At 58.6% G+C, this 26,863-nt stretch carries 27 protein-coding genes; 25 read left to right on the top strand and 2 right to left on the bottom strand.

Going from position 1 to position 26,863, the window contains the following annotated elements; all coding sequences use genetic code 11:
- The first annotated feature begins 35 nt into the window (after window positions 1-35).
- Genes ACFPM8_RS12825 through ACFPM8_RS12755 form a run of 15 tightly spaced genes read left to right on the top strand, consistent with a single transcriptional unit; the run spans window position 36 to window position 15,175 of the window.
- On the top strand, window positions 36-572 hold the full coding sequence (locus ACFPM8_RS12825) for a COG4648 family protein (protein ID WP_378997946.1): 537 nt from the start codon (window positions 36-38) through the stop codon (window positions 570-572).
- Window positions 565-2,313, top strand: coding sequence for an ApeI family dehydratase (locus tag ACFPM8_RS12820; protein ID WP_378997945.1), 1,749 nt, complete (start codon window positions 565-567; stop codon window positions 2,311-2,313). The genes ACFPM8_RS12825 and ACFPM8_RS12820 overlap by 8 nt, the downstream gene beginning before the upstream one ends.
- Entirely contained in the window at window positions 2,306-3,097 is a 792-nt protein-coding gene (locus tag ACFPM8_RS12815; RefSeq protein ID WP_378997944.1) for a glycosyltransferase family 2 protein, read from the top strand. The genes ACFPM8_RS12820 and ACFPM8_RS12815 overlap by 8 nt, the downstream gene beginning before the upstream one ends.
- A complete protein-coding gene (locus ACFPM8_RS12810; RefSeq protein WP_378997943.1) occupies window positions 3,094-4,053 on the top strand; it encodes an LpxL/LpxP family acyltransferase in 960 nt (319 codons plus the stop codon). Before ACFPM8_RS12815 ends, ACFPM8_RS12810 begins: the two co-directional genes overlap by 4 nt.
- A complete protein-coding gene (locus ACFPM8_RS12805) occupies window positions 4,040-5,596 on the top strand; it encodes an HAL/PAL/TAL family ammonia-lyase (protein WP_378997942.1) in 1,557 nt (518 codons plus the stop codon). The genes ACFPM8_RS12810 and ACFPM8_RS12805 overlap by 14 nt, the downstream gene beginning before the upstream one ends.
- The gene (locus ACFPM8_RS12800; RefSeq protein ID WP_378997941.1) at window positions 5,589-6,020 is read left to right on the top strand and encodes an acyl-CoA thioesterase; all 432 of its coding nucleotides are present in this window, start codon (window positions 5,589-5,591) and stop codon (window positions 6,018-6,020) included. Before ACFPM8_RS12805 ends, ACFPM8_RS12800 begins: the two co-directional genes overlap by 8 nt.
- Window positions 6,017-6,622: an outer membrane lipoprotein carrier protein LolA gene (locus ACFPM8_RS12795; RefSeq protein ID WP_378997940.1), complete on the top strand. Its 606-nt coding sequence runs from the start codon at window positions 6,017-6,019 to the stop codon at window positions 6,620-6,622. Before ACFPM8_RS12800 ends, ACFPM8_RS12795 begins: the two co-directional genes overlap by 4 nt.
- Window positions 6,615-8,999: an MMPL family transporter gene (locus ACFPM8_RS12790; RefSeq protein WP_378997939.1), complete on the top strand. Its 2,385-nt coding sequence runs from the start codon at window positions 6,615-6,617 to the stop codon at window positions 8,997-8,999. Before ACFPM8_RS12795 ends, ACFPM8_RS12790 begins: the two co-directional genes overlap by 8 nt.
- Window positions 8,996-10,228 carry an NAD(P)/FAD-dependent oxidoreductase gene (locus tag ACFPM8_RS12785; RefSeq protein ID WP_378997938.1) on the top strand — a complete coding sequence of 411 codons (1,233 nt, stop codon included), beginning with the start codon at window positions 8,996-8,998 and terminating at the stop codon, window positions 10,226-10,228. Before ACFPM8_RS12790 ends, ACFPM8_RS12785 begins: the two co-directional genes overlap by 4 nt.
- Window positions 10,219-10,821: a DUF3261 domain-containing protein gene (locus ACFPM8_RS12780; protein WP_378997937.1), complete on the top strand. Its 603-nt coding sequence runs from the start codon at window positions 10,219-10,221 to the stop codon at window positions 10,819-10,821. Before ACFPM8_RS12785 ends, ACFPM8_RS12780 begins: the two co-directional genes overlap by 10 nt.
- 2 nt (window positions 10,822-10,823) lie before the next feature.
- Window positions 10,824-11,999: a beta-ketoacyl-ACP synthase gene (locus tag ACFPM8_RS12775; protein WP_378997936.1), complete on the top strand. Its 1,176-nt coding sequence runs from the start codon at window positions 10,824-10,826 to the stop codon at window positions 11,997-11,999.
- Window positions 11,996-12,493 (top strand): hotdog family protein, encoded by a 498-nt coding sequence (locus tag ACFPM8_RS12770; RefSeq protein ID WP_378997935.1) that lies wholly within the window; start codon window positions 11,996-11,998, stop codon window positions 12,491-12,493. The genes ACFPM8_RS12775 and ACFPM8_RS12770 overlap by 4 nt, the downstream gene beginning before the upstream one ends.
- Complete coding sequence (locus ACFPM8_RS12765) at window positions 12,490-13,236, top strand: 3-ketoacyl-ACP reductase FabG2 (RefSeq protein WP_378997934.1); 747 nt, start codon at window positions 12,490-12,492, stop codon at window positions 13,234-13,236. Before ACFPM8_RS12770 ends, ACFPM8_RS12765 begins: the two co-directional genes overlap by 4 nt.
- Window positions 13,233-14,459: a beta-ketoacyl-ACP synthase gene (locus ACFPM8_RS12760; RefSeq protein ID WP_378997933.1), complete on the top strand. Its 1,227-nt coding sequence runs from the start codon at window positions 13,233-13,235 to the stop codon at window positions 14,457-14,459. The genes ACFPM8_RS12765 and ACFPM8_RS12760 overlap by 4 nt, the downstream gene beginning before the upstream one ends.
- 8 nt (window positions 14,460-14,467) lie before the next feature.
- Complete coding sequence (locus tag ACFPM8_RS12755) at window positions 14,468-15,175, top strand: 4'-phosphopantetheinyl transferase superfamily protein (protein ID WP_378997932.1); 708 nt, start codon at window positions 14,468-14,470, stop codon at window positions 15,173-15,175.
- Between the two features lie 2 nt (window positions 15,176-15,177).
- On the opposite strand, the gene ACFPM8_RS12750 is transcribed toward ACFPM8_RS12755, so the two are convergent.
- Window positions 15,178-15,684 carry a polyhydroxyalkanoate granule-associated phasin gene (locus ACFPM8_RS12750; protein WP_378997931.1) on the bottom strand — a complete coding sequence of 169 codons (507 nt, stop codon included), beginning with the start codon at window positions 15,682-15,684 and terminating at the stop codon, window positions 15,178-15,180.
- A 307-nt stretch (window positions 15,685-15,991) separates the two neighbouring features.
- On the opposite strand from ACFPM8_RS12750, the gene surE reads away from it, so the two are divergent.
- From surE to rlmD, 5 genes are all read left to right on the top strand, one after another.
- Window positions 15,992-16,729, top strand: a complete 738-nt coding sequence (surE, locus tag ACFPM8_RS12745; protein ID WP_378997930.1) for a 5'/3'-nucleotidase SurE — start codon at window positions 15,992-15,994, stop codon at window positions 16,727-16,729.
- A complete protein-coding gene (locus tag ACFPM8_RS12740; RefSeq protein ID WP_378997929.1) occupies window positions 16,726-17,586 on the top strand; it encodes a protein-L-isoaspartate(D-aspartate) O-methyltransferase in 861 nt (286 codons plus the stop codon). The genes surE and ACFPM8_RS12740 overlap by 4 nt, the downstream gene beginning before the upstream one ends.
- A 79-nt stretch (window positions 17,587-17,665) precedes the next feature.
- The gene (locus tag ACFPM8_RS12735; protein ID WP_378997928.1) at window positions 17,666-18,625 is read left to right on the top strand and encodes a peptidoglycan DD-metalloendopeptidase family protein; all 960 of its coding nucleotides are present in this window, start codon (window positions 17,666-17,668) and stop codon (window positions 18,623-18,625) included.
- Window positions 18,626-19,663, top strand: a complete 1,038-nt coding sequence (gene rpoS, locus ACFPM8_RS12730) for an RNA polymerase sigma factor RpoS (RefSeq protein ID WP_378997927.1) — start codon at window positions 18,626-18,628, stop codon at window positions 19,661-19,663. It abuts the gene before it with no gap.
- Between the two features lie 129 nt (window positions 19,664-19,792).
- Window positions 19,793-21,142, top strand: a complete 1,350-nt coding sequence (gene rlmD / locus ACFPM8_RS12725) for a 23S rRNA (uracil(1939)-C(5))-methyltransferase RlmD (protein WP_378997926.1) — start codon at window positions 19,793-19,795, stop codon at window positions 21,140-21,142.
- Between the two features lie 56 nt (window positions 21,143-21,198).
- Here rlmD and ACFPM8_RS12720 read toward each other — a convergent pair whose 3' ends face one another.
- Window positions 21,199-21,894 (bottom strand): Bax inhibitor-1/YccA family protein, encoded by a 696-nt coding sequence (locus tag ACFPM8_RS12720; protein ID WP_378997925.1) that lies wholly within the window; start codon window positions 21,892-21,894, stop codon window positions 21,199-21,201.
- Window positions 21,895-22,118: 224 nt separating this feature from the next.
- Between ACFPM8_RS12720 and ndk the strand changes: the two genes are divergently transcribed.
- From ndk to ispG, 5 genes are all read left to right on the top strand, one after another.
- Window positions 22,119-22,535 (top strand): nucleoside-diphosphate kinase, encoded by a 417-nt coding sequence (gene ndk, locus ACFPM8_RS12715; RefSeq protein WP_378997924.1) that lies wholly within the window; start codon window positions 22,119-22,121, stop codon window positions 22,533-22,535.
- Between the two features lie 71 nt (window positions 22,536-22,606).
- Window positions 22,607-23,782 (top strand): dual-specificity RNA methyltransferase RlmN, encoded by a 1,176-nt coding sequence (gene rlmN, locus ACFPM8_RS12710; RefSeq protein WP_378997923.1) that lies wholly within the window; start codon window positions 22,607-22,609, stop codon window positions 23,780-23,782.
- Between the two features lie 44 nt (window positions 23,783-23,826).
- Window positions 23,827-24,621 (top strand): type IV pilus biogenesis/stability protein PilW, encoded by a 795-nt coding sequence (pilW, locus tag ACFPM8_RS12705; RefSeq protein ID WP_378997922.1) that lies wholly within the window; start codon window positions 23,827-23,829, stop codon window positions 24,619-24,621.
- The gene (locus ACFPM8_RS12700) at window positions 24,614-25,558 is read left to right on the top strand and encodes a helix-turn-helix domain-containing protein (protein WP_378997921.1); all 945 of its coding nucleotides are present in this window, start codon (window positions 24,614-24,616) and stop codon (window positions 25,556-25,558) included. Before pilW ends, ACFPM8_RS12700 begins: the two co-directional genes overlap by 8 nt.
- Window positions 25,559-25,586: 28 nt before the next feature.
- Window positions 25,587-26,852 (top strand): flavodoxin-dependent (E)-4-hydroxy-3-methylbut-2-enyl-diphosphate synthase, encoded by a 1,266-nt coding sequence (gene ispG / locus ACFPM8_RS12695; RefSeq protein WP_378997920.1) that lies wholly within the window; start codon window positions 25,587-25,589, stop codon window positions 26,850-26,852.
- Window positions 26,853-26,863: the final 11 nt, after the last annotated feature.

The raw sequence follows: 26,863 nt of genomic DNA, 5'->3' as shown, positions 1-26,863 counted from the left end.
GTCTGCTACCTACTGTCCTGACGGTCCTGGTCACCTTGTTTTATCCGCTCGCGATCTGGCTGGGTCACGGGCGGGTCGAACCGCGTCTGCTGGCCTTGTTGCTGGTGCTAGCGGCGGCCACCCGTTTGCCGACCCTCAAACTGAATAAGACCAGCCGCTGGTGGCTGGCCGGCGCCTTGCTGCTGGCCGCCGTCGCGATCTGGAACAATGCCATGCTGCCGTTGAAGCTGTACCCGGTGCTGGTGAATGCCGGCATGCTGGCCGTGTTCGGCTATAGCCTGTATGCACCGCCATCGGCGATTGAACGGCTGGCGCGACTGACCGATCCATCCTTGCCGGACTACGCCATCGCCTATACCCGGCGCGTGACGCAAGTCTGGTGCGGCTTCTTTTTGATCAACGGCCTGCTGGCGCTGGCGACTGCTTGCTGGGCCTCGCCCGCAGTGTGGTCGTTGTACACCGGCGTGATCGCTTATGTCGCGATGGGGCTGCTGTTTGCCGGCGAATACGCGGTCAGAATCCTGGTCAAGCGGCGCCATCGTCAAGCAGCTGCGGAGCCGCAACATGGCTGATCCCCGCAATATGTTGACCTTGTTGAGTGCGGCATCGCATGCCGATCAGGCGCGGCCGTTTGCCTGGCGCGACGGCCGGGCGCTCGACTTCTCTTACTTTCTGGCTCAGGCCGATGCTTGGCGGCGCTTGTTGTCGCAGCAGCCGGGATCACGTTTTGCCTTGCACTTGAGCGATAGCGCGGATTTTGCGTGCGCCTTGTTCGGTGCCTGGCAAGCGGATAAAACAATCTATTTGCCTGGCGATGTGCTGCCTGCGACCTGCGCCAATTTGCGGGCCGAGGTGGACGGCTATCTGGGCGAATTTCCGGCAGAGTACGCGCCGCTGACGATGGCGGCCGCGGGCAGCGGCGCATACCCTGCAGTACATCAGTTCAAAACGCTGACGCCGGACTTTCCCGGTCTGGTGATTTATACCTCCGGCAGCACCGGCCAGCCGCAAGCGGTGCCCAAGCGCCTGTCGCAATTGGCGACCGAAGTCGCGACGCTGGAACAGCTGTTCGGCGAGCGGATCGGCGCGGCCAAGATCGTGGCCACCGTTTCGCACCAGCATATTTACGGCTTGCTGTTCAAGGTGTTGTGGCCGTTGACCGCAGGCCGCGCGATGCATGCGCGGCACCTGGCATTCATGGAGGAATTGCTGCCGCAACTGGATGCGCGTCCTGCCGTATTGATTTCCAGCCCGGCCCATCTGAAGCGGATTCCCGAGTCATTCCCGCCAGCTTTGCTGCGCGCCGTATTTTCATCCGGCGGCCCGCTGCCGACTGAGGTAGCGCAGCAAGCAGGGCGCTTGTTGGGGCAGGTGCCGATCGAAGTGTATGGCAGCTCCGAAACCGGCGGCGTCGCCTGGCGTCAGCGGCAGGCCGGGACCGATGAAAGCTGGCAAGCGATGCCGTCGATTGCGTGGCGGGTTGCGGCTGACGCCGGCGTGCTCGAAATCCGTTCGCCGCACCTGCCGGACGCCGACTGGTTCGCGCTGGCGGATCAGGCGCAGGCGGTCGATCAGCAGCGCTTCTTGTTAAAGGGGCGGGCCGATCGGATTGTCAAAGTCGAGGAAAAACGTATTTCGCTGGATGCGATCGAGCGCCAATTGAAAGCCGCTCCGCAGGTGGCGGAGGCGCGGGTGCTGATGCTGGATGGGCATCAAACGCAACGGCAGAGGATCGCCGCCTTCGTGGTGCCGTCCGCAGCCGGTCGCAAGATACTGGCGGAAGACGGCAAGCTGGCCCTGAACCGGCTGCTGCGCGAAAGCATGGCGCATGCGGTGGAGCGGATTGCGCTGCCGCGCAGCTGGCGTTACCTGGAAGCGCTGCCGCTGAATGCGCAAGGCAAGACCACGCACGCCGATTTGCTCGCCTTGCTGGACCCAAATCCGGTGCCGGCGGCGACGCCGATCACCAAGCCCAACACCCGCTTGCTGGAACAGGATCAAGCATGCGTTGTGCTGGAATTGAGCGTGCCGCCCGAGCTACTGTATTTCAACGGCCATTTTGACGGCGCGCCGATTTTGCCAGGCGTGGTGCAGACCGACTGGGCGATTGCTTATGGCCGCGCCTATTTTGCGTTGCCGCCGCGATTCCTGGGCATGCATGCGCTCAAATTCCAGCGCGTGATCCAGCCCGGCATGGTGGTGCAACTGGAATTGCAGCACGATGTAGCAAAATCCTGGCTGACATTCCGGCTCGCATCGGCTGCCGGTCAACACGCCAGCGGCCGCGTCATGTTTGGAGCTGCGGATGCTTAAGCCAGAATTCAAAGCGGCATTTAACCCCGCATTTACCCCTTGTGCGGTGATCCCGGTCTACAACCACGAACACGCAGTCGGCGCGGTGGTGGCGGCAGTGCTGGCTCACCAACTGCCCTGCGTGCTGGTCGACGACGCCAGTTCGGACGAATGCGCGGCGGTGCTGGATGCGCTAGCCGCAGCGATGCCGGCACAGGTCATCGTGCTGCGGCATGCCGTCAACCAGGGCAAGGGTGGGGCGGTGCTGACCGGCATGCGGCATGCCGCCGCAGCGGGTTATACGCATGCCTTGCAGATCGACGCCGACGGCCAGCATTGCACCGACGACATTCCCCGTTTCCTGCAACAGGCCGCCTCCCGGCCGCAGGCCTTGATTACCGGCTGTCCGCAGTATGACGAGAGCGTGCCGCCGCTGCGTTTCTATGCGCGCTACCTGACCCACGTCTGGGTCTGGATCAACACGCTGTCGCTGGATATCAAGGATTCGATGTGCGGTTTCCGGGTCTATCCGTTGCCGCCATTGATGGCGCTGATGCAGCGCAAGGAATTGGGGCGGCGCATGGATTTCGATACCGAAGTGCTGGTGCGCCTGCATTGGGACGGCATGCAGATCGTCAACCTGCCGACCCGGGTCGGCTATCCGAGCGACGGCGTTTCGCATTTCCGCGCGGTGCTCGACAACGTGCTGATTTCACGCATGCACACGGTCTTGTTCTTCGGCATGCTGTGGCGCGCGCCGAGCTTGTTGGCGCGCAAAATCTTCGGCCGCCGGAGTGTGCGATGAGTGCACCACATCGGCATTGGGCGCAGATCAACGAAGCCAGCTTCGTGGCCGGCATGCGGCTGTTGTTCTGGTTGTACCGGATCGCAGGACGCTGGCCGTTCCGGCTGGCCCTATACCCGGTGCTGGGCTGGTATCTGATCAGCCAGCCCAGCGCACGGCAGGCTTCGAGCGGCTATTTGCGCCGGCTGAGCGCCTTCATCCATGCCGATAACTCGCACCGGATTCGCTCCGGCCTGCTCGGCGTGTTCCAGCATTTCGCCTCCTTTGCCGAAAGCATCCTCGACAAAATGCTGTTGTGGGGCGGCTTGTTCAAGACCCAGGATGTGATCCATAGCGGTCAGGAACACATGCTGGAGAATATCCAGGCGCAACGCGGCGGGCTGCTGATCTGCGCCCACCTCGGCAATCTCGAATTGTGCCGGGTGCTGTCAAGGCAGTGCAGCGGCTTGCGCATCACGGTGCTGGTGCATACCAAACACGCCCAGGCGTTTAACCGGCTGCTGGCGCAACTCGATCCGCATAGCCAGCTGAACCTGATGCAAGTGACCGAGATGAACGCCGTCACGGCCATGCTGTTGGCGGAAAAAGTGGCGCGCGGCGAGTTCGTCGCCATCGCCGGCGACCGCATCCCGGTCTCGCCCAATCCACGGGTGGCACATGCCGACTTTTTAGGTGAGCGGGCACCGTTCCCGGTCGGTCCTTATGTGCTGGCGAGCGTGATGCAGTGTCCGGTTTACCTGATGTTCTCGCTGACTGTCGGTGCTCGTTCCGAATGCCATTTCGAGCTGTTTCAAGAATCCATTCGTTTGCCGCGCAAGAATCGCGATCAGGTATTGGATGAACTGGCCGCTGCTTACGCCGCGCGGCTGGAACATTTCTGCCTGCGGGCGCCGCTGCAATGGTTCAATTTTTATGATTTCTGGCGTTTATCTGGATATGACGATGCACCCCGCTGACCTGAAAAACCCTCTCCGTACCGTCACCTTCGACCAGGGCCGCTTGACGATTGAAGATGTCGTCGATATCGCCACCGCCTCGGCCCAGGTCGCGCTGTCGGACGCGCCCGCGTTCCGGGCCGCGATCACGCGCGGCGCCGATTTTCTGGGTCGCCTGCTGCGCGAGGACGGCACCATCTACGGCGTCACCACCGGTTACGGCGATTCCTGCACGGTCAATGTGCCGATGGAACTGGTGCCGGACTTGCCGCACCATCTGTACACCTATCACGGTTGCGGCCTGGGCGAATTGTTCAGTCCGGCGCAGACCCGCGCCATCATGGCGGTGCGTCTGGCGTCGCTGAGCAAGGGTTATTCCGGCGTCAGCGTCGGCTTGCTGGAGCAAATCGCACGATTGTTGCAAGCCGATTTGCTGCCCTTGATTCCATCGGAAGGATCGGTCGGCGCCAGCGGCGATTTGACACCGTTGTCTTATCTGGCCGCGGTGCTGTGCGGCGAGCGCGAAGTCTGGCGCGATGGCGTCAAAGTGCCGGCCGCGCAAGCGTTGGCAGACGCCGGCATCACGCCGTTGCGGCTGCGGCCGAAAGAAGGTTTGGCGATCATGAACGGCACCGCCGCGATGACTGCGCTGGCCTGTCTGGCCTATGACCGCGCTGAATACCTGATGCGGATCGCGACCAGGATCACGGCGCTGTCCAGCTTTGCGCTGGACGGCAATGCGCACCACTTCGACGCCACCTTGTTTTCCGTCAAACCGCACGCGGGCCAGCAGCAGGTGGCGGCCTGGTTGCGTACGGATTTGCCTGCGCACGATGCGCCGCGCAATGAGAAGCGCTTGCAGGACCGCTACTCGATCCGCTGCGCGCCGCATGTGATCGGGGTGCTGGCCGATGCCTTGCCGTGGATGCGGCAGTCGATCGAAAACGAATTGAACAGCGCCAACGACAACCCGATTATCGATGCCGAAAATGAGCGCGTGCTGCATGGCGGCCATTTCTACGGCGGCCATATCGCCTTCGCCATGGATAGCATGAAAAACGCGGTGGCCAATGTCGCCGACTTGCTGGACCGGCAGATGGCCTTGCTGGTCGACAGCCGTTACAACCACGGCTTGCCGGCCAATCTGTCGGGAGTCGAAGGGCCGCGCGCCAGCATCAACCACGGTCTGAAAGCCTTGCAAATCAGCGCCTCGGCCTGGACTGCCGAAGCGCTGAAATTGACCATGCCGGCATCGGTGTTTTCCCGTTCCACTGAATGCCACAACCAGGACAAGGTCAGCATGGGCACGATTGCCGCCCGCGATTGTCTGCGCGTGCTGCAACTGACCGAGCAAGTGGTGGCGGCGTTGTTGATCAGCGTGCGGCAGGGCGTCTGGCTGCGTTGCAAGGTGGACCCAGCGGCTCAGCCGCAGCAGCAGTTGCAAGCGATGATGGACGCGCTGGCTGCGGATATCGCGGTGGTCCAGGAAGACCGCATGCTGGAGCCTGATCTGCGTTTGCTGCTGGATCGGATTCGCGTCAAACATTGGCAACTGTATGAATAAAAAATCACCCAGCCGCTGGTCGGCGCAAGTCGAGCTGCAGGTGCAGTTTTACGATCTCGATCCGATGGAGATCGTCTGGCACGGCAATTACGTCAAATACCTGGAAGTGGCGCGTTGCGCGCTGTTCGATTCTATCGACTACAACTATGAGGAGATGCAGGCTTCCGGTTACGCCTGGCCGGTGATCGACCTGCACCTGCGCTACGCCCACCCGGCCAAATTCGGCCAACGCATCACCGTCAGCGCCAGCATCGTCGAATGGGAAAACCGGCTCAAGATCGACTACCTGGTAGTCGACAGCGCCAGCGGCCAGCGTTTGACCCGCGGCAGCACGACCCAAGTCGCGGTTCACATGGCGACGCGCGAAATGTGCTTCGCCTCGCCGCCCGTGTTATTTCAAAAATTAGGAATCGCCACAGAATGAAACGCTTATTTGCAGCCAGTCTTTTCGCCTTCTTCTCTCTGTCCTCGCAAGCCGCCGCCCCGGTCGAAAAAATCCAGGCGATGCTGGCCAAACCGCCGGTACTGTGCGGTCGCTTCGATCAAAGCAAGCAGCTGGTCGGGATCAAGAAACCGTTGCAATCCAACGGCCGTTTTTGTGTAGTGAAAGGCAAGGGCGTGCTGTGGAGCACCTTGCAGCCATTCCCCAATACCTTGCGCCTGAAGCGCGATGAAATCGTGCAAATGCAGGGCGACAAGGTGGCGATGCGGATGGATTCCAAGCAGGAACCGGTGGTGCGGATGATCAACAGCGTGTTGTTTTCATTGCTGGCCGGCGATCTGAGCCAATTGCAAACCTTGTTCGAACTGGATGGCAGCGTCCAGGGCAATAGCTGGAAAGTGGCGCTGACCGCGCGCGAGCCGGCGCTGGCCAAGGCGATCGGGACGCTGGCATTGACCGGCGGCGCTTACGTCAAAAGCGTGACCATCAGCGAGGCCAGCGGCGACAAGACCGAGATCAGCTTCTCCGCGTTGCAGAGCGGCGCCGGCGCGATGAGCGCCGAAGAAGGGGCCTTGCTTGAATAAGTGGTTCAACAATTGGCCCAAACGCCTGGCGCTGATCTGGGCGCTGGCGGTTGGCCTGCTGTTGGCGCACAACGCCTATCTGTGGCTGGGCAAGGGCGTGGTGCCGGATACCGACATCCTGGCCTTGCTGCCGGTCGAGCAGCGCGATCCGGTGTTGCAGCAGGCGTTCACGCACATGGTCGACTCCGCCCAGCAACGCTTGATCGTGCTGGTCGGCGCCGATGACTGGCAACATGCCCGGCAAGCCGCCGATGCGTACAGCGGGGTCATGGCGCAGCATTCCGACCTGCTGCAAATCGGTGCGCAAATGTCCGAGCAAAGCCAGCGCGACTGGCTGGCGCCATCGCAGCGCTTGAAATCAAATCTGTTGACCCCGGAGCAGCAAAAAGCCTTGCGCGAACAGCCGCCCAAGTATTGGGTCGACACCGCTTTGCAACAACTGTACAGCCCGTTTTCCGGGCCTAAATTGGGGGCATGGCAAGACGACCCGTTTGGCTTGTTCAGCGGTTGGGTCCAGGCCCGGGCGCGGGAAACCCCGGTGCGGCCGCGCGACGGTCATTTGTTCGTCGAGGCCAACGGTCGCTCGTATGCAATGCTGTTGATGACCTTGCGGCAGCCGGTGTTTTCGATGGCGACCCAGCAGGCGGTGCTGCCGCTGCTGACGCAAGCCGGGCAGGCTGCCAAGCAGGCCGTGCCCAGCGTCGAGCTGATCAGCGCCGGGGTGGTGTTGCATGCCGGCGCCGCCAGCGCCCAGGCCAGCCGTGAAATGTCGACCATCGGCGTCGGTTCGCTGCTCGGCATCGTGCTGCTGATGTGGTTGAGCTTCGGTTCATTGCGGCCGATCGCATTGATCATGTTGTCGATAGGGATCGGCTGTCTCGGCGCATTTTCAGTGTGCTGGCTGATCTTCGGCCGGGTGCATTTGCTGACCCTGGTGTTCGGCGCCAGCCTGATCGGCGTGGCGCAGGACTACGGCATTTATTTCTTGTGCAGCCGGCTGGGAGCAGACCCGTCGCTGACATCGCGGCAATTGCTGCGCCGTCTGCTGCCCGGTTTATTGCTGACCTTGACCGCCGCCGTGATCGGTTATATCGGCTTGGCGCTGACACCGTTTCCCGGCTTGCGGCAGATGGCGATATTTTCGGTGCTGGGTTTGCTGTTTGCGTGGCTGACCGTGATTTTCTGGTTTCCGGCGCTGCTGGGACCGGCGACCTTGAAGCACTCGCGGTTTGCCGATTGGTACGGCGCCAGCCGCCGTCACTGGCCCTTGCTGCGCATGAATCGCGCGACCTTGGGAGCGGCAATCCTGTTTGGCGCATTGGTGATCGCCGGCATGCTGCGGCTGCAGGTGAACGACGATATCCGCTCGCTGCAGACGCCGCCGAAGGCTTTGCTGGACGATCAGATCAAGCTCGGGAAATTGCTCGATGCGCCGACCCCGGTGCAGTTTTACCTGGTGCGCGGCGATACGGCGGAGCTGGTATTGCAGCGCGAAGAAGCGTTGCAGCAGCGGCTGGAACCGCTGGTCGCCAAACACGTCATCAGCGGCTATCAGGCGATGTCCAACTGGACACCGTCGGCGCGCAGTCAGGCCGCGAACCGTGCCCTGGTGACGCAGGCGCTGTTGGGCGCGGAAGGTCCGCTGAAAATGCTGGCGGCCCAGCTTGGCGAGGATGACAACTGGGTGCGGAAAATGCGCGAGCGTGCTTCCACCGTGGACGCGGCGCTGACCCCGGCCGATTTCCTGAAGACCGCGGCGAGCGAGCCGTCGCGCCATCTGTGGTTGGGCCAGGTGGCAGCTGCGCACGGCAGCACCTACGCCAGCATCGTGGCGCTGCGTGGCGTGAATAATTACGCCGACCTGCCGTTATTGAAGCAGGCCGCAGCCGGACTGGACGGCGTGCAGTGGGTCGACAAGGTTAGCGAGATATCGTCGGTGCTGGGTCACTATCGGCAATATATGGGCTGGGTCTTGCTGGGCGCGTATGCGGCGATCTACCTGTTGCTATGTGCCCGTTATCGCAGCGCCGCGTGGCGCGTGGTGGCGCCGCCCGCGTTGGCCAGCAGCGCCACCTTAGCGGTGCTCGGGCTGATCGGACAGCCGCTGCAATTGTTCCATGTGCTGGCCTTGATGCTGATTCTCGGGCTGGGTGTCGATTACGGTATTTTCTTGCAGGAGCAAAGCGACCGGCGCGATCGTTTCGCCTGGTTGACGGTAGGCTTGTCGGCGCTCAGCGCCTTGCTGTCGTTCGGGCTGCTGGCGCTGTCCGGTACGCCGCCGCTGCATGCGTTTGGATTGACGATGTTGATTGGGATAGCGATCGTTTGGTTGATCGCTCCTTGTTTTAGTCAGGATTTACAGGGAACGAAAAGATGAACGCAAGAGTTGAGCAGTGCGATGTATTGGTGATCGGCGCCGGTCCGGCTGGATCGGTGGCGGCGGCTTTGCTGCGGCAACAGGGGCGGCAGGTGCTGGTGCTGGAACGCGAGCTGTTCCCGCGCTTCAGCATAGGCGAAAGCCTGCTGCCGCAGAGCATGGAATATCTGCAACAGGCGGGCATGCTGCAGACCGTGGTGGAAGCTGGTTTCCAGTTCAAGAATGGCGCCGCGTTCGTGCGCGGCGAGCGCTATACCGACTTCGATTTTCGCGATAAGCATTCGGCCGGCTGGGGCACGACTTATCAAGTCCAGCGCGCGCGCTTCGATCAGCTATTGGCGACCGAGGCGGCGCGCCAGGGCGCCGAGGTGCGCTTTCAGCACAGCGTGAGCGCGGTCGATCTGGACGGCGTCAAGCCGCGAGCCACGGTGCGCCATGCGGATGGTTCGGACTATGTGGTGGAAGCGGGATTCATTCTGGACGCCAGCGGTTTTGGCCGGGTATTGCCGCGCCTGCTGCAGCTGGAAACGCCATCCAACTTCCCGGTGCGGGGCGCGATTTTCACCCACATCGAAGATGGGATCGCCGCCCCCGATTTCGACCGCAACAAGATTCGGGTCACGGTCCATCCTGAGCATTGCGATGTCTGGTACTGGCTGATTCCGTTTGCCGCCGGCCGTTGTTCGATCGGGGTGGTGGCGGAAACCTCTTTCCTGGAAAAATACCAAGGCAGCGAGAGCGAACGCCTGCAAGCCTTGGTGATGCAGGATCCTTCGCTGCGCCAGCTGCTGCAGCATGCGCGCTGGGATACGCCTGCACGGCAGATTGTCGGCTACTCGGCCAACGTCAAGTCCTTGTGGGGCAAAGGCTATGCCTTGCTCGGCAATGCCGGCGAATTCCTGGATCCGGTATTTTCGTCGGGGGTCACGATTGCGATGAAGTCCGCCAGCATGGCTGCCGCGGTCCTGCAACGGCATTTCGCCGGGATAGCCGTGGACTGGGAGCATGAGTACGCGGTGCCGTTGAAGAAAGGCGTCGATACTTTCCGCACCTTTGTCGAGTCGTGGTACGCCGGCGGCTTCCAGAAAGTCATCTTCCATGAACAGCAGCAGCCGGAAATCAAGCGCATGATTGCCGCGATCCTGGCCGGTTATGCATGGGATGAAAGCAATCCCTATGTGCGCGAAAGCAAGCGCCGCCTGAAGGCACTGGAGGAAGTATGCGCGTAACTGCAATCGTTCAACGCCGGCTGTTTGCCGCATTGTGCGCGATGCTGCTGGCAGCTTGCGCCGGCACACCGGCGGCGCCGCCGGCGGCCCGGCTGGGCTTGAAACTGGCGCCGGCCACCTTGGGCGCCAACATCAGCCTGCAACAGCATTTGACCGTGGAACGCAACGGCCGCACCGATCAGCTCGATGCCGCGCTGGAAATCGACGCCAAGCAATTCACCATGGTCGGGCTGGCTTTCGGCCAACGGGTGCTGACCTTGCAATTCGATGGCCAGACCTTGCAGTCCTGGCGCCATCCGATGTTGCCGTCCCAGGTACGGGCGGAGGATGTGCTGGAGGATACGCAACTGACACTGTGGCCGCTGGAAGCGATTCGGCAAGCCTTGCCGGCCGGCTGGAAAATCGAACAGCAAGGCTTGCGTCGCACCTTGCTGCTGGACGATGCGCCGGTAATGGTGATCAACTACAGCAGCGCCTCGCGCTGGGGCGGCAAGGTCGAGCTGGACAATCTGCGTTATCACTACCGCTTGACGATTGAATCGGTGAACGATGCCAGCGGCTCACCGACTTCTGCGACCACTTCCGCACCGTAAATATGCTTTATCTCAATCAACTCGGCATGATTTGCGCGCTCGGCGATAACCACGCCGAGATCGCCGGCCGTCTGTTCGACGGCCACAGCGGGGTCGCGCTGACGGAGCGTTATTCGAGCGGCCGGCAGTTGTCTTTGGGTTGCGTCGACACGGTCTTGCCGAGCGTCGAAGCGCTGCCGCTGATCCATCGCAGCCGCAATAATCAGCTGGCCTTGGCGGCGCTGGCAGCGATTCGGCCGGCGGTCGATGCCGCCATCGAGCGTTATGGCGCGGATCGGATTGCCATCGTGCTCGGCACCAGCACTTCCGGTATCGCCGAGACCGAAGCTGCGTGCAGGCAGCGCGCCGCCGACGGAAAATTTCCATCGCAGTTCACTTATGCGCAGCAGGAAATGGGTTCGCCGGCATCCATGCTGGCCAGCGTGCTGGGCATTACCGGGCCGGCCTATGTGCAATCCAGCGCTTGCGCCTCCAGCGCCAAGGCCATGGCGAGTGCCGCCAGGCTGATCCGGATGGGCGTGTGCGATGTCGTGCTGACCGGCGGCGTCGACTCTTTGTGCGCGTTTACCGTGGCCGGTTTCGGCGCGCTGGAGTCGGTCAGCGCTGCACGCTGCAATCCGTTCAGCGCCAATCGCAACGGCATCAATATCGGCGAGGGCGCGGCCCTGTTTTTGATGAGCGCCGAACCGGCCACGGTGGCCTTGCGCGGCTGGGGCGAATCCTGCGACGGCTATCACATCTCGGCCCCGGACCCGGCAGGCGGCGGCGCCCGGATCGCGATTGAGCAGGCTTTATCGCGCGCCGGTATCGCTGCGTCCCAAATCGACTATATCAATCTGCATGGCACCGCCACCGTGCAAAACGACGCGATGGAAAGCGCCGTCATTGCCAGCCAGTTCGGCAATCAGGTTGCGGTCAGTTCCACCAAGCCTTTCACCGGACACACTCTGGGTGCGGCGGGCGCGGTCGAGGCGGGGCTGTGCTGGCTGGCGATGCAGGACGACAATCGCGCCGGCTGCCTGCCGCCGCATCTATGGGATGGCGTGGTCGACTCCGCGCTGCCGGCGCTCAATCTGTTGCCGGCCGGCGCCCGGCTCGGCCATCCGGTGCGCTGGGCCTTGAGCAATTCATTTGCGTTTGGCGGCGCCAACGCGACCTTGATACTGGGGCGTGAATGATGGCCTTGCATTCCAATAAACGGATGGACGAGCGGCTGCCAGACGAATTGCCCGCAATTCGCGGCCTGCTGCCGCATTCCGGCGTCATGGTGTTGCTGGACCGCTTGCTCGCGGTGGGGCCGGAAAGCTTGTGTGCGGAGGTCACGATTCGACAGGATAGCCTGTTCTGCGGCGAGTTTGGGGTCGGCGCCTGGGTCGGTGTCGAGTACATGGCGCAGGCGATCGCGGCTTATGCTGGACATGCCGCGCAGCTGCGCGGCGACGCGGTAAAGGTGGGGTTCCTGCTGGGTACCCGACGCTACGATGCGCGCTGTTCTTATTTCGCGCCGGGGAGCGTGCTGCAAGTGCATGTGCAACGGGTACTGCAGGCCGACAACGGGATTGGATCGTTTGAGTGTCATATCGCCGACGGCCAGACGCAACTGGCGAGCGCCACCATTACCGTGTTTCAACCGGCCGATGTGACGGTTTTTCTTGAAGGAAGTGCTGAATGACGTTGGGACTGAATAACATTGAAAAGACGGTGCTGGTCACCGGCTCCAGCCGCGGGATCGGCAAGGCCATTGCGTTGCGGCTGGCGCGCGACGGTTACGACCTGGTCCTGCATTGCCATCGCCAGCGGGCGGCGGCTGACGAGGTGGCGCAGACCATCCGCGAGATGGGCCGGCAAGCACGGGTCTTGCAATTCGATATCGGCGAGCGCGAGGCCTGCGCAGAAATCCTGCTGGCGGATATCGCGCAGCACGGTTGCTATTACGGCGTGGTCTGCAATGCCGGCGTGGCGCGCGATAACGCGTTCCCGGCGATGTCGGGCGAGGATTGGGACCTGGTATTGAAGACCAACCTGGACGGTTTTTACAATGTGCTCAATCCCTTGATCATGCCGCTGGTGCAGCGCCGCGCGGCGGGGCGCATCGTGACCCTGGCCTCGGTCTCGGGCCTGATCGGCAATCGCGGCCAGGTCAATTACAGCGCCGCCAAGGCCGGCATCATCGGCGCCACCAAGGCGCTGGCGATCGAACTGGCCAAACGGAATATCACGGTTAACTGCGTGGCGCCCGGCTTGATCGAAACCGACATGATCGACGACGTGCCGCTGGAAGAAGCGCTCAAGCTGATTCCTGCGCGCCGGGTCGGCAAGCCGGAGGAGGTGGCGGCCACGGTGGCTTTCCTGATGGGCGCTGATGCGGCGTATATCACGCGCCAGGTGATTTCGGTCAATGGAGGCATGGCATGACGCGCAGAGTGGTCGTGACCGGCATGGCCGGCATCAGTCCGATCGGCAATGATTGGGACAGCATTCGCGCGCACCTCGGGAGCTATCGCAATGCGGTGGTGCGGATGCACGAGTGGGCCGATTACGAAGGCTTGAACACGCAACTGGGCGCGCCCGCGGCGGCGTTTACGTTGTCGGAGCGTTATAACCGCAAGACCACGCGCAGCATGGGGCGGGTGGCGTTGATGGCAACCCGTGCCAGCGAACTGGCCTTGATCGACGCCGGCCTGATCGACGATCCGGTGCTGAAAAGCGGCAATTGCGGCATCGCCTACGGCTCATCGGCCGGAACCCCGAAGGCGATCGGCGACTTCGGCAAAATGATGGAAGAACGCAGCACCCGAGGCATCAACGCCACCACGTATATCAAGATGATGGCGCACACTTCGCCGGTCAATATCGGCGTGTTTTTCGGCATCACCGGAAGGGTGATTACCACTTCCAGCGCCTGCACCTCCGGCAGCCAGGGCATCGGCTACGCTTACGAGGCGATTCGCAGCGGCCGTCAAACCGTGATGATCGCCGGCGGCGCCGAGGAATTGTGCGCGACCGAAGCGGCGGTATTCGACACGCTGTTCGCCACCAGCGTGCGTAATGATGCTCCGGCGTTGACGCCAAGTCCGTTCGATAGCGGCCGCGACGGTTTGGTGATCGGCGAAGGGGCCGGGACTTTGATCCTGGAAGATCTCGAACATGCACAGGCACGCGGCGCCAAAATGTATGCCGAGATCGTCGGTTTCGGCACCAATAGCGACGGTTGCCACGTCACGCATCCGAATGCGGACACGATGAAAATCGCGATGGATCTGGCCTTGGCCGATGCCGCCTTGCCGCCATCGGCAATCGGCTACATCAACGCCCACGGCACCGGCACCGAGCAGGGCGACATCGCCGAGTCGCATGCCACCGCCAGCGTGTTCGGCCGGCAGACGCCGATCAGCTCGCTCAAGAGTTATACCGGTCACACGCTAGGTGCTTGTGGTGCGCTGGAGGCATGGGTCGGGATCGAGATGATGCGTTCCGACTGGTTTGCGCCGACCATTAATCTGAGCCAGCCGGACCCGCGCTGCGCCGACCTCGATTACATCGTCGATCAAGGCAGGACCTTGCAATGCGAATATTTCATGTCGAATAATTTTGCGTTTGGCGGGATCAATACCTCGCTCATTTTCAAGCGGCTGTAAGTCTGCCTATGCGATCCGCCGTCATTTGGCTGGTCAACGGCAATGATCTGCCTGACCATTGCCTGCCGTCTTTTCTGGCTTATCTGAGCCAGGAAGAAGTGCGGCGTTACCAGCGCTTTGTGCGGCCGGTGCGGCAGCGCGAGTACCTGGTCGGCCGGGTTCTATTGCGGTTCGCGGTTGCCGGATTGACGGCGATTGCGCCGGATGAAGTGGGGGTGGTGGAGCGCAGCAATAATGCGCCGCTGCTGGTGCTGCCGGGGACAACTGCATGCCATCCGTGGTTCAGCTTGTCGCACAGCCGCGGCTGGGTGGCATGCGCGATCAGCGCCGATACGCCGCTGGGCCTGGATATCGAAGCGCTGGACGGTAGCCGGGATCTCGACGGCCTTGGTCTTGCCGCTTTTTCCGCTGCGGAAAACAGCTGGCTGTCCAGTCATGCCGGTGCTGCGCGGATTGCGGCATTTTATGATTTGTGGAGCGGCAAGGAAGCCTTGTACAAATTAATGTCGAATACCGATAACAGTTCTGCAATGCCCGAACTGGTCGCAGGAGGCGTCAAATTGGCGTCCGGCCCAGACTGGCATGTCAGAAAGTTGCCGCATCCGGAATTCGCCATCTCCTTGTGCAGTCTTGATCCGCTGGCTTCGATCGGCTTGACCAGCTTGGCTGGCGAAACGCCAGCGGCATGGTCGGCAGCCATGCGATCGTCTGCTTGACGTTACAGCTTGTTTAATCGCTCCGCATTCGCGGTTGCGCGCGCATGGATCGGTATGAGTCCGGTCTCGGCGATGTCGGCCAGGGAGGCGTTGAGTTGCGATACGGCTTGCGCGGAATTGGCGATGGTGTCGCGCGCCAGCTTGTTTTGCCGGCGCCCCGATTGGCGCAGGGTGCTGCTGCTGGCGACCGACAGCAGGCTGGCAGTGTTGCACAGCATTTGGCGGATGACCAGCGTGGCAAGTTCTTGCTGCAAAGCCATCATGCGAATCGCCACTGCGTGAGCGGACTCGGAGGCGGCTTCAATTTTTTCTTGCCCCATCAACGTGAATTCGAGCTGGTCGCGCTGGCTGGGAGCGAGGCCGGCCATGGCGATCAGGGCGGTGCGATGACCGATCACCTGAGCTGACGCGGTCATCATTTCTCCGGTTTTGAAGATCAGGTCGCTCCAGAGCGTCAACGGGTTTGCATGGCTATTGGCGACGGCTGTTCGGGCTTGGTAAGATTTCATGGTGCTCCTGATTGGTCTGGCGATAGGTGAGAAAATGAAGGCGCACCGTGGACAGGAAAGGCACAGCGGCGGTGGCGCATCCAGTTAATGCAGGCAGTGACATCAATCGAGCTAAGTTCATGAGGCGTTTGGCTCATCGCAAGAACCCCGCTAGCGCTAACAATACCTCTTTCTTCTTAATCATTGGAAATTTTTTGCGGCGTTGCAGCATAATGTTGCGTATCAGGCATTCTAATGGCGGTTGGCTACTAGCAACAAATCCAAAATCTTCACAAATCGGTAACATTGCATCGGGTAAAATTCGAATATGAAAATTCTGATCAGTAACGACGATGGATACCTGGCGCCGGGCATCATCGCGCTGGCAAATGCATTGATGCCAATTGCCGAAATCGTGGTGGTGGCGCCCGACAGCAATCGATCCGGTTCTTCCAATTCGCTGACATTGGATCGCCCGCTATCGGTTCAGCGTGCGGAGAACGGCTTTTATTTTATTAATGGCACGCCCACCGATTGCGTGCATGTGGCCTTGACCGGCTTGCTTGATTTTCGGCCGGATCTGATCGTGTCCGGGATTAACCAAGGCCAGAACATGGGCGACGACACCTTGTATTCCGGTACGGTGGCGGCGGCTACCGAAGGTTTTTTGTTCGGTATTCCTGCAATTGCATTTTCACAGTTGAATAAGGGTTGGGACGAACTGGACTCGGCGGCCAGGGTGGCGCGAGAAATTGTCGAGCGCCGTTTTGATCATTTGCCGCGGCCTTATTTACTGAACGTGAATATCCCCAATTTGCCGTACGCGCAGTTGAAGCCGACGCTGGCGACCCGCCTCGGCAAGCGGCATGTGTCGGAGTCGGTGATTAAAACCAAGGACCCGCATGGCCGCGATATCTACTGGGTCGGGCCGCCCGGCGCCGCGCGTGACGCCGGCGAGGGCACGGATTTTCATGCAACCGCAAATGGTCATGTGTCGATCACGCCGCTGCAGATCGACTTGACGCATGCCGTTCAACTATCCGGACTGAGGAAAGATTTATCATGACGGACAAGTCCAAGCGCTTCCCGTTGCCGTTGTCGTCGGTGGTCGATAAGAAATCAAGCAACGGTCGCGCGACGCGTAGTGTCGCGACGCCGCAAACAGCAACCCGCAACGCGGCATTGGAAAATTCCCGCCCCATCACTCCATCGAAAACGACTGCCGGAGCATCGGCATCATCGCATTTCGAGCCGGCAGCCAAGGCTGTCGAACGCTCATCCATGATTTCCGATGCGGTGCGCAAGGCAATGGTGGACCGGATTGCGATGCTGGGTGTGCGCGATGCCAAAGTGCTGGCGGCGATGGCGGCGGTTCCGCGTCATTTGTTCGTGGAGCCGGCGCTGGCGAGCCAGGCTTACATTGATGCGGCCTTGCCGATCGGTCATCATCAGACTATTTCACAGCCGTTTATCGTTGCGCACATGATCGCACTCCTGCGCGACAATCAACAGGGCGGCGTATTGAATCGCGTGCTGGAGATCGGCACCGGTTGCGGGTATCAGGCGGCGGTGCTGTCTTTGCTGGCAAAAGAGGTGTATTCGATAGAGCGCATCAAAGCATTGCATGAACTTGCAAAAAACAACTTGCGGCCGCTGCGTATCGCTAATATTCGCTTGCAGTACGGAGATGGTATGCTTGGACTCCCACAAGTTGCGCCTTTCGACGGTATCATTCTGGCTGCAGCCGGCCTTGAAGTGCCGCAGGCATTATTGGACCAAATGACGATTGGCGGTCGCTTGGTGGCACCAGTGGGTTCTCATCATCAAGTACTGCAACTCATTCAGCGGGTAGGTGAATTTGATTGGACCAGCACCACACTGGAGGATTGTCGTTTTGTGCCGTTGCGTGCAGGGACGGCCTAAATAGTGCTTAACGCTGAATTTGGCGAAACGAATTGACAAATAATCAGCGACAGCGTCGCACATACTAAATGTAATGAGAATGAAGAAAACTCGCTTTATAGTCTTGGGAATAATGGTCGGCACACTTGCCGCGTGTACCACTCCGCGTAGTCCTGCTCCAGTTGTCGAACGGCGACCAGGCGGCACCGGCACCGCAACAACCGGTGTCACGTCCGACGCGCCGCGGGCAGCGGAAGGGCGCGGTTATTACACCGTAAAAAAAGGCGATACCTTATACCGGATCGCACTGGAGTTTGGGCAAAGCTATCGCGACATCGTTGTTTGGAACAAGCTGGAGAATGCCAATGACATCAAGGTGGACCAGGTACTGCGGGTGCAGCCTCCTGATGGAAGTTCTGCGAACGGTGCGCAGGTCGGCAATATCGCGGTCAATTCCGGCGTCGAGGTAAGGCCGCTGACTTCTGCGCCGTCTTCCGGCAATGGCAGCAGTAGCAGCAACGGCGGCAATAAGGTCGCTCCGCGCGGCGACAAACGGCCTTATTCCGAGAGCGCTCTGGCGGAATTGCAAAAGCCGGATTCTGGGCCGACGGTAGAAACGCCGAAAGCCAATGACAAGGTGGTGACGCCGCTAGTTGCGCCGGCGACGACACCGGCAGCGGCAGCTGGCGACGAAGAACGTGTGGTCTGGATGTGGCCGGCTGAAGGCAAGCAAGTCGGCAGTTTCGACCAAGGCAAAAAGGGTATCGATATTTCCGGCAAGAGTGGGCAAACTGTAGTTGCTGCCGCCAGCGGCAAGGTGATGTATGCAGGCAGTGGCATTCGCGGCTATGGTAATTTAGTCATCGTCAAACATACTAGCAACCTGCTGTCTGCATACGCGCATAATAAGACCATCTTGGTGAAAGAAGGGCAGACGGTTAACAAGGGCCAGAAGATTGCCGAAATGGGGAATTCGGACAGTGATGCAGTCAAGCTGCACTTCGAAATCCGCCAACAAGGCAAACCTGTCGATCCATCCAAATTTTTACCCAATCGATAAATGACCAAACGGACGATAGATCATACAGATGATCAAAATGACACGGCATCGGAGAGGTTGTCTGATGATGTTCACGATGATGACGATGTAGATACCGTCGTCGCTGAGTCTGACGCTGATGCGGACGATGAGGTCATTGTTGATGGCGTGGTGGTGGTGATCGATGGCGTCGATGAGCTGAAAAAGGTATTGGCTGCCGAGCTTTCTACCGACACCACGCAGCACTATCTGAACCAGATCGGAACCCGGCCGCTATTGTCTGTAGCGGAAGAGGTCAATTTCGCGACTTTGGCAAAGCAAGGGAATTTCGAGGCTCGGCAGAAAATGATCGAGCACAATCTGCGCCTGGTCGTCTCCATTGCAAAACACTATATCAACCGCGGCGTGGCCTTGCTCGATCTGATCGAGGAGGGCAATCTCGGCCTGATGCGCGCGATTGATAAATTCGAGCCAGAGCGCGGTTTCCGTTTTTCTACTTACGCCACCTGGTGGATTCGTCAAAGCATCGAGCGCGCAATCATGAACCAGGCGCGTACCGTCAGGCTGCCGGTGCACATGGTGCGCGAACTGAACCAGATCCTGCGCGCCAAGTACCATCTGGAAGCGCAGCATCACGACGGAAAAGACGCGACCGCGGAAGACATCGCGCACTTGGTGGGCCGGCCGGTCGAAGATGTACAGGATGTGCTGGCGCTGTCAGAGCATGCGACATCGCTCGATGCGCCGTTGGACCAGGATCCGTTAGCCAGTCTGATGGACTTGTTGCCGAGCGCGTCGGAGGAAAATCCCGATTCCCGTGCCGAGCAACAGGAAATGTCGATCCTGGTGCGTGTCTGGCTGGAGAAACTGACTGATAAACAGCGGAACGTGATCATGCGCCGCTTCGGCCTGGACAACGACGATCCGTCCACGCTGGAAGAACTGGCTGCCGAAATAGGCGTTACTCGTGAGCGGGTACGCCAGATTCAGCAGGAAGCACTACTCAAGCTCAAGCGCCTGCTGGGTTCCAAGGGAGTTGGCAAGGATGCCTTCCTCTAGAGCTGTTATGCCGCATAACGGCTCTTGAGCGCCTCATGACGCTATAATCCTGCGCAGTTCATATTCTCAGTCATTCTTATTTTTCTTTGTCGCTCATCATCAGCGGCATATCACCGCATTTTCGTTCCTATGCAACAAGACACTATCGAAATTAAGTCGCTCGACATGGATGCGCGCGGCATCGGCCATTTGCAGAATGAAGACGGCAGCCAGGGTAAAGTCATCTTTGTCGAGGGCGCATTACCTGGCGAAAGAGTCAGCTTCCAATCCTTTCGCAAGAAGGCTAATTGGGAAGCCGCCACCATGACCGCCTTGCATCGCGAATCAGTAATGCGAGTCGAGCCACGCTGTGCGGTTTTTGGCATCTGCGGCGGCTGCGCCATGCAACATCTGGAACCAGCGGCGCAAGTGGCGATCAAGCAGCGCGTACTCGAAGATAACTTATGGCACATCGGCAAGGTCAAGGCCGAAACCATGTTGCGTCCGATTTATGGACCGACTTGGGGTTATCGTTATCGGGCGCGGATTTCAGTACGTAACGTGCCAAAAAAGGGCGGGGTGCTGGTCGGTTTTCATGAGCGTAAGTCGTCCTTCATCACCGACATGAAAACCTGCGACATATTGCCGCCCAATGTGTCGGCAATGCTGGTGCCCTTGCGCGCATTGATTGGATCTCTGACGATAATCGAGCACTTGCCCCAGATTGAGTTGGCAGTCGGTGAAGGCGAGCAGGGCAAGGTCACGGTGATGGTGTTGCGCATCATGGCGCCGTTAAGCGCTGACGATGAAGTCAAATTGAAGGCGTTCGCGGATCAGTATCAAGTCAATTGGTGGTTGCAGACGGGCGGCCCTGACACCGCTTATCCGTTTTATCCGGCCCAAGAAGAGCTGCATTACACGCTGCCGGAATTTAACGTGCGCATGCCTTTCAAGCCGACTGATTTCACCCAGGTGAATCATCAGATTAATCGCGTGCTGGTGGCGCGAGCATTGCGACTGCTGGATGCGCAGCCGGATGAGCGTGTGGCCGATTTGTTTTGCGGATTGGGAAATTTCACCCTGCCGATTGCGACCCAAGTACGGCAAGTGGTCGGCATCGAGGGTAGTCAGGCATTGATCGAGCGTGCCGGCGAGAATGCCAAAGTCAATCAACTGGCTGACAAAACCACTTTTTATTGCCGCAATTTATTCGATGCCACTTCTGAGGACTTGGTCGCGCTCGGCAAGTTTGATCGGATGCTGATCGATCCGCCACGCGAGGGAGCTGCGGCAGTATGTGAGGCAATTGTGGGGTTGGCTGCGATTGACCGCGCACTCATGCCAAAACGGATTGTCTATGTGTCATGTAATCCGTCAACGCTGGCGCGCGATGCCGGCATGCTGATTCCCGGCGGCTATCGCTTGAGCCAGGCTGGCGTGGTGAATATGTTCCCCCATACCGCGCATGTGGAATCGATTGCGGTGTTTGATCTGATCTGATGTTTGAGTTGGATGCAAAAAAGCCCCTGATTTCAGGGGCTTTTTTGTTGCGGTGCTTAGTTTCGATTGCCGCCAAAGATGCCTAGCAAGGACAGTAAGTTGACGAAGATGTTATAGACGTCGAGATACAGGCGCAGCGTCGCTGAGATGTAATTTGTTTCGCCGCCGTTGATAATCTGTTGCACGTCATACAGGATATAGGCAGAGAAAATCGCAATTGCAATGACCGAGACTGCCAGATACAGCGCCGGTATTTGTAAAAACACATTGGCCAGGGATGCGAGTAGTAGTACGACAACGCCAGCAAATAACCATTTGCCCATGTTGGAGAAATCGCGTTTGCTTACCGTTGCAATGCTCGCCATGACGGCAAAGACACTTGCAGTGCCGCCAAACGCCATCATGATCAGCGAGGCGCCATTGGTGTATCCGATCAAGGTATGACCAATCAGGCGTGACAGCATCAGGCCCATGAAGAAGGTGAAACCAAGCAGGATCAGGACTCCCCAGCCAGTGTTTTTGGTTTGTTCGATCGCGTAAAAGAATCCGAATGCGACTGCCATAAAGGCCATAAACCCAATCAGCGGACTGTTTCGGAAGAAGCTGAAGTCCATCTGCACGCCGAGCCATGCGCCGCCAATGGTGGGCAGCATAGATAATGCCAGCAGCCAGTAAGTGTTGCGCAACACGCGATTGCGGCTGCTTAGCGCGGAACTGGATGGCGCATAGGTTTGTTGCAGATTTTGGCTCATCGTGACCTCCTTGGATATGGCTCGGGTGTAAAACTGTTGCCAGCATAACATGCTGTGCTTGGAATGCTTTCTTCAGACCATGAAAAATCAAAGTGGTTCTAAAGTAGCTCTATTGAGCCTGCTGCATGGGTATGTGTCATTCTGTGCGGGCGTTTCGTGCTAAAATCAAAGGTTGATTGAATTATTAATTATCTTAACCCTTTCTTTTTATTGGAGTTTTTCAGATGGCAATTGAACGCACCCTGTCGATTATCAAACCGGACGCAGTCGCAAAAAACGTAATCGGTCAAATTTATACCCGCTTTGAAGGCGCTGGCCTGAAAATCATCGCTGCACAGATGATGCAACTGTCCCGTGAGCAGGCTGAAGGCTTTTACGCTGTGCACCGCGAGCGTCCTTTCTTCAAGGATCTGGTTGATTTCATGATCTCCGGTCCGGTCATCGTGCAAGCGCTGGAAGGCGAAAACGCAGTGTTGAAGCACCGCGACCTGATGGGCGCCACCGATCCGAAAAAGGCTGAAAAAGGCACTATTCGCGCTGACTTCGCCGATTCTATCGACGCTAACGCAGTTCATGGTTCCGATGCAGTGGAAGCAGCGAAAGTTGAAATCGCTTACTTCTTCCCTGCGTTGAAGGCTTAATTGCATAATTAAACTAGTTTGTCGCTTGGTAGCTCGTGAGCTCCAAGCGATAGGTGCATATAGGAATGTCGATGACTGCTCTCACCAATCTGCTGGACCTGGATCCCGCACAACTTGTCGCTTACTGCGGGGAGTTGGGTGAGAAGCCGTTTCGCGCGAAGCAATTGCTGCGCTGGATCCATCAATTCGGCGCACACGATTTTGATGCAATGACTGATTTAGCCAAGTCATTACGCGACAAGTTGGCGACCCGGGCCATGATCGCCGCTCCTGCCGTGATCAGCGATCACATCTCGACTGACGGCACCCGCAAGTGGTTGCTGGATGTCGGCCAGGGCAATGCGGTAGAAACGGTCTTTATTCCCGAGGAAAATCGGGGAACCTTGTGTATTTCAACGCAGGCCGGATGTGCGGTTAATTGCCGCTTTTGCTCAACCGGCAAGCAAGGTTTCAGCCGCAATTTGACGGTGGGTGAAATCATCGGTCAGCTGTGGATGGCTGAGTTCGAGTTGCGTAAATCAAAGGGTATTGAGCCCGGCCATAAAGGCGAACGTCAGATCACGAACGTGGTGATGATGGGGATGGGCGAGCCCTTATTGAATTACGAGCCGACCGTGACGGCTTTGAAGTTGATGCTGGACGATAATGCCTACGGTTTGTCGCGCCGGCGCGTTACCCTGTCTACCAGCGGCGTGGTGCCGATGATAGACAAATTGTCTCAAGACTGCGCAGTGGCGATGGCGGTCTCGCTGCATGCTTCGAATGATGCGTTGCGCGACAGCCTGGTGCCGTTGAATAAAAAATATCCGCTGCGAGAATTGATGGCTGCTTGCAAGCGCTATCTTGAATTTGCGCCGCGTGATTTCATTACGTTTGAGTATTGCATGCTGGATGACGTCAATGATACAGACGCCCATGCGCGCGAACTGATTGCTCTTGTGCAGGGGCATGGCGGCGGTACCGCAGTACCTTGTAAATTTAACTTGATTCCATTTAATCCATTCCCGGAATCAGGGTTGAAACGATCCAATAATCCGCGCATCAAGGCGTTTGCACAAATCTTGATGGACGCCGGTATTGTGACCACAATTCGCAAAACGCGAGGCGATGATATTGATGCCGCTTGCGGCCAACTGGCAGGTGAAGTACAAGATCGGACGCGAGTTCAGGAGCGTATGCAAAAAATGACTGAATATCAACAAAAGTTTGGAAAGAATTTCGGCCGCATTATTGAGGTGTCTCAATGATGACTCGAAGAGCTTGGACGCTGGGCCGATGGGACAGCGGAGTCATGATTACCGCAGCGGTGCTGTCACTTTTGACTGGCTGCGCAAATCTGCCAAATCAACCAATTGGTATCGATAATGACGTCGGTGCCCGGCGCGAGCTGCCTACCAGCTCAGACCAGACCGAGGCGCAACGTCGTGCTGCTATTCGTTTGCAGCTGGCGATTGGATATTACGAACAGCGACAGCTGGAAGTCGGACTCGACGAAATCAAGCAAGCTCTGATTGCGTATCCGGATTTTGCCGATGCCTATAGCGTCCGTGCATTGATCTATATGGACATGGGAGAAGTCCGGCTAGCTGAAGATAATTTTCAGCATGCACTTCGACTCTCCCCCAATAACCCGGATTTTTTGAACAACTACGGCTGGTTTCTATGCCAGAACAGCCGCGAAAAAGAGTCGCTCACCTATTTCGATACTGCGCTGAAAAGTCGTAGTTACCAGTCGCCTGCCAAAGCACTGGCGAATGCCGGTGTATGTAGTATGAAATTGAAAGATTCCACGGCGGCGGAACGATATTTTCTACAAGCGTTTCAATTTGATCCCAGCAATCCTTTGACCAACGCAAATTTGGCGAAACTGGCTTATGAGCGCAACGACTACGAGCGGGCGCGTTTCTATATCGGACTCGTGACCAAGAACGAAGTGCAAAGCGCAGAGGTGCTATGGATAGCAATCAAAGTGGAGCGAAAGTTGGGTGATAGTGCAGCAGAGGCAAGTTTGGTGACGCAGTTGCGCCGTCGCTTTGCCGGATCTACAGAGTACGCTTCCTATCAACGTGGAGCGTTTAATGACTGAGTCGGAACAGATACCTGCAGCGGCCACCGACCAGGTGGCAGTTGATCGTATCGGTAATGAGGGCAACGCCAATACATCCCCTGGCGCGCTATTGTCTGACAAGCGAAAGCAGCTCGGTTGGTCGATTACGGATGTTGCCAGCCATTTAAAGCTGGCTCCGCGCCAAATTGAGGCGATCGAAACAGATAATTATGCCGCGTTGCCAACCATGGTCATGACACGCGGTTTTATTCGTTCTTACGCCAAATTGCTGGGATTGGAATCCGCCTCCTTGCTGGCGATGATTTCGCCTCCGGCAGCTCCGCAAGCTGATACATTGGCGACGCAAAACAGATTGTCCACGCCTTTCCCCGAGTCTCGTTTTTCATTGGCGACGCGTAGCAAATTTGCTTATAAATGGCTTGTTGCCGGAGCTCTGCTGTTAGCGCTAATTGGGGTAGCGGTGAAGATGAACGTATTGCCCGCGCTGCAAAATGCATTCGCGCCATCGGCCGAAAAAGTCGTGGTGCAAGCCAGCGCAACTGCGGACAAGGTATCGCAGCTTGAATTGCCGTCCGCCTCGGCGACAGCGGAATCTTCGGCGGGCAATCCGGTTGACAGCTTGGAGCCCTCCACTGCGGCAAGTTCAATTGCGGCCCCGGAGCCGGTTGAAGCGAGTGCTATAGCACCGCCGCAACCAACTAGCCCTGCGCCTGCGGTTGACAACCAGCTCAGTTTGAAATTTAGGCAAGATTCATGGGTTGAAATCAAGCGTGCTGATAACAGCGTGCTGATTTCCCGTCTGGTGAAGGCTGGTAGTTCGGAATCGTTCGATATGACGCAGCCTGTAACGCTGACTATCGGTAATCTGGCCGGTGTCGATGTCAGCTTGCGCGGCGAACCAGTTGATTTGAAAGTCGGCTCCAAGACTAATGTGGCCAGACTAAATCTGAAATAAGCATGGAATCTTTTGAAAGGATGGCCGCATGCCGCCAATGAATCTTCCGATTGCCTCTGGCTCCAGCGTCCGGCACGCCAGTCGCGGCGCCGTTATCAGCTATGGTGAGCGCCGGATCATGATTGGCGGCGGTGCCCCTGTTGTAGTGCAGTCGATGACCAACACCGATACCGCTGACGCGATTGGTACGGCGATTCAAATCAAGGATCTGGCGCGCGCCGGTTCCGAGTTGGTGCGCATTACCGTGAATAATCCTGAGGCGGCTGCAGCCGTACCTGCGATTCGCGAGCAGCTCGATAAGATGGGAATCGACGTGCCGCTGGTTGGGGATTTCCATTACAACGGCCATACGTTGCTGAACGACTATCCCGATTGTGCTAAGGCATTGTCGAAATATCGTATCAATCCAGGCAATGTCGGCCAGGGTGCCAAGCGGGATACCCAGTTTGCGCAAATGATCGAAGTCGCCTGCAAGTACGACAAGCCGGTTCGGATCGGCGTCAATTGGGGCAGCCTGGATCAGGCATTGCTGGCGCGAATCATGGACGAAAACGCACAGCGCAGCCAGCCTTGGCCGGCGCAGGCGGTGATGTACGAGGCATTGGTTACCTCCGCTGTCGAGAATGCACGCAAAGCGGAGGAGTTAGGGCTGGCTGCTGACCGCATCATCCTGTCGTGCAAGGTTTCGGGCGTCCAGGATTTGATCGCCGTGTACCGTGAACTGGCTCGTCGCTGCGACTATCCGCTGCATCTGGGACTGACCGAAGCAGGCATGGGCAGCAAAGGGATTGTGGCGTCGACGGCGGCATTGTCAGTGCTGTTGCAAGAGGGGATTGGCGATACCATCCGTATTTCGCTGACGCCGGAGCCAGGCGGTGATCGCACCAAGGAAGTGGTAGTCGGGCAAGAAATTTTGCAAACCATGGGTTTGCGAAAATTTGCGCCAATGGTGATTGCCTGCCCTGGCTGCGGTCGTACCACTTCGACCGTGTTTCAGGATCTGGCCGATAAGATCCAAACTTATCTGCGCGACCAGATGCCGGTCTGGAAGAAGGAATATCCCGGTGTCGAAGGGATGAACGTGGCGGTGATGGGATGTATTGTGAATGGTCCCGGTGAGTCCAAACATGCCAACATCGGTATCAGTCTGCCCGGTACTGGCGAATCGCCCGCCGCACCAGTATTCATTGACGGTGAAAAGAAACTGACGCTGCGCGGCGAACGTATTGCAGAAGAATTTCAAGCCGTGGTGCTGGAATACGTGAAGAGCCATTACGGTCGACAGGCATTGTAACTTTGCGTTGA

This window comes from Paraherbaspirillum soli (assembly GCF_042654985.1).
Lineage (GTDB): Bacteria > Pseudomonadota > Gammaproteobacteria > Burkholderiales > Burkholderiaceae_D > Paraherbaspirillum > Paraherbaspirillum soli.
This window is presented reverse-complemented; position numbering and strand designations above follow the sequence as displayed.

Bases quoted from the DNA above. Each gene is read 5' to 3' on its own strand.
- ACFPM8_RS12820 (WP_378997945.1), top strand. From the start codon at position 565: ATGGCTGATCCCCGCAATATGTTGACCTTGTTGAGTGCGGCATCGCAT.
- ACFPM8_RS12815 (WP_378997944.1), top strand. From the start codon at position 2,306: ATGCTTAAGCCAGAATTCAAAGCGGCATTTAACCCCGCATTTACCCCT.
- ACFPM8_RS12810 (WP_378997943.1), top strand. From the start codon at position 3,094: ATGAGTGCACCACATCGGCATTGGGCGCAGATCAACGAAGCCAGCTTC.
- ACFPM8_RS12805 (WP_378997942.1), top strand. From the start codon at position 4,040: ATGCACCCCGCTGACCTGAAAAACCCTCTCCGTACCGTCACCTTCGAC.
- ACFPM8_RS12800 (WP_378997941.1), top strand. From the start codon at position 5,589: ATGAATAAAAAATCACCCAGCCGCTGGTCGGCGCAAGTCGAGCTGCAG.
- ACFPM8_RS12795 (WP_378997940.1), top strand. From the start codon at position 6,017: ATGAAACGCTTATTTGCAGCCAGTCTTTTCGCCTTCTTCTCTCTGTCC.
- ACFPM8_RS12785 (WP_378997938.1), top strand. From the start codon at position 8,996: ATGAACGCAAGAGTTGAGCAGTGCGATGTATTGGTGATCGGCGCCGGT.
- ACFPM8_RS12780 (WP_378997937.1), top strand. From the start codon at position 10,219: ATGCGCGTAACTGCAATCGTTCAACGCCGGCTGTTTGCCGCATTGTGC.
- ACFPM8_RS12775 (WP_378997936.1), top strand. From the start codon at position 10,824: ATGCTTTATCTCAATCAACTCGGCATGATTTGCGCGCTCGGCGATAAC.
- ACFPM8_RS12770 (WP_378997935.1), top strand. From the start codon at position 11,996: ATGATGGCCTTGCATTCCAATAAACGGATGGACGAGCGGCTGCCAGAC.
- ACFPM8_RS12765 (WP_378997934.1), top strand. From the start codon at position 12,490: ATGACGTTGGGACTGAATAACATTGAAAAGACGGTGCTGGTCACCGGC.
- ACFPM8_RS12760 (WP_378997933.1), top strand. From the start codon at position 13,233: ATGACGCGCAGAGTGGTCGTGACCGGCATGGCCGGCATCAGTCCGATC.
- ACFPM8_RS12755 (WP_378997932.1), top strand. From the start codon at position 14,468: ATGCGATCCGCCGTCATTTGGCTGGTCAACGGCAATGATCTGCCTGAC.
- ACFPM8_RS12750 (WP_378997931.1), bottom strand. From the start codon at position 15,684: ATGAAATCTTACCAAGCCCGAACAGCCGTCGCCAATAGCCATGCAAAC.
- surE (WP_378997930.1), top strand. From the start codon at position 15,992: ATGAAAATTCTGATCAGTAACGACGATGGATACCTGGCGCCGGGCATC.
- ACFPM8_RS12740 (WP_378997929.1), top strand. From the start codon at position 16,726: ATGACGGACAAGTCCAAGCGCTTCCCGTTGCCGTTGTCGTCGGTGGTC.
- ACFPM8_RS12735 (WP_378997928.1), top strand. From the start codon at position 17,666: ATGAAGAAAACTCGCTTTATAGTCTTGGGAATAATGGTCGGCACACTT.
- rpoS (WP_378997927.1), top strand. From the start codon at position 18,626: ATGACCAAACGGACGATAGATCATACAGATGATCAAAATGACACGGCA.
- rlmD (WP_378997926.1), top strand. From the start codon at position 19,793: ATGCAACAAGACACTATCGAAATTAAGTCGCTCGACATGGATGCGCGC.
- ACFPM8_RS12720 (WP_378997925.1), bottom strand. From the start codon at position 21,894: ATGAGCCAAAATCTGCAACAAACCTATGCGCCATCCAGTTCCGCGCTA.
- ndk (WP_378997924.1), top strand. From the start codon at position 22,119: ATGGCAATTGAACGCACCCTGTCGATTATCAAACCGGACGCAGTCGCA.
- rlmN (WP_378997923.1), top strand. From the start codon at position 22,607: ATGACTGCTCTCACCAATCTGCTGGACCTGGATCCCGCACAACTTGTC.
- pilW (WP_378997922.1), top strand. From the start codon at position 23,827: ATGATTACCGCAGCGGTGCTGTCACTTTTGACTGGCTGCGCAAATCTG.
- ACFPM8_RS12700 (WP_378997921.1), top strand. From the start codon at position 24,614: ATGACTGAGTCGGAACAGATACCTGCAGCGGCCACCGACCAGGTGGCA.
- ispG (WP_378997920.1), top strand. From the start codon at position 25,587: ATGCCGCCAATGAATCTTCCGATTGCCTCTGGCTCCAGCGTCCGGCAC.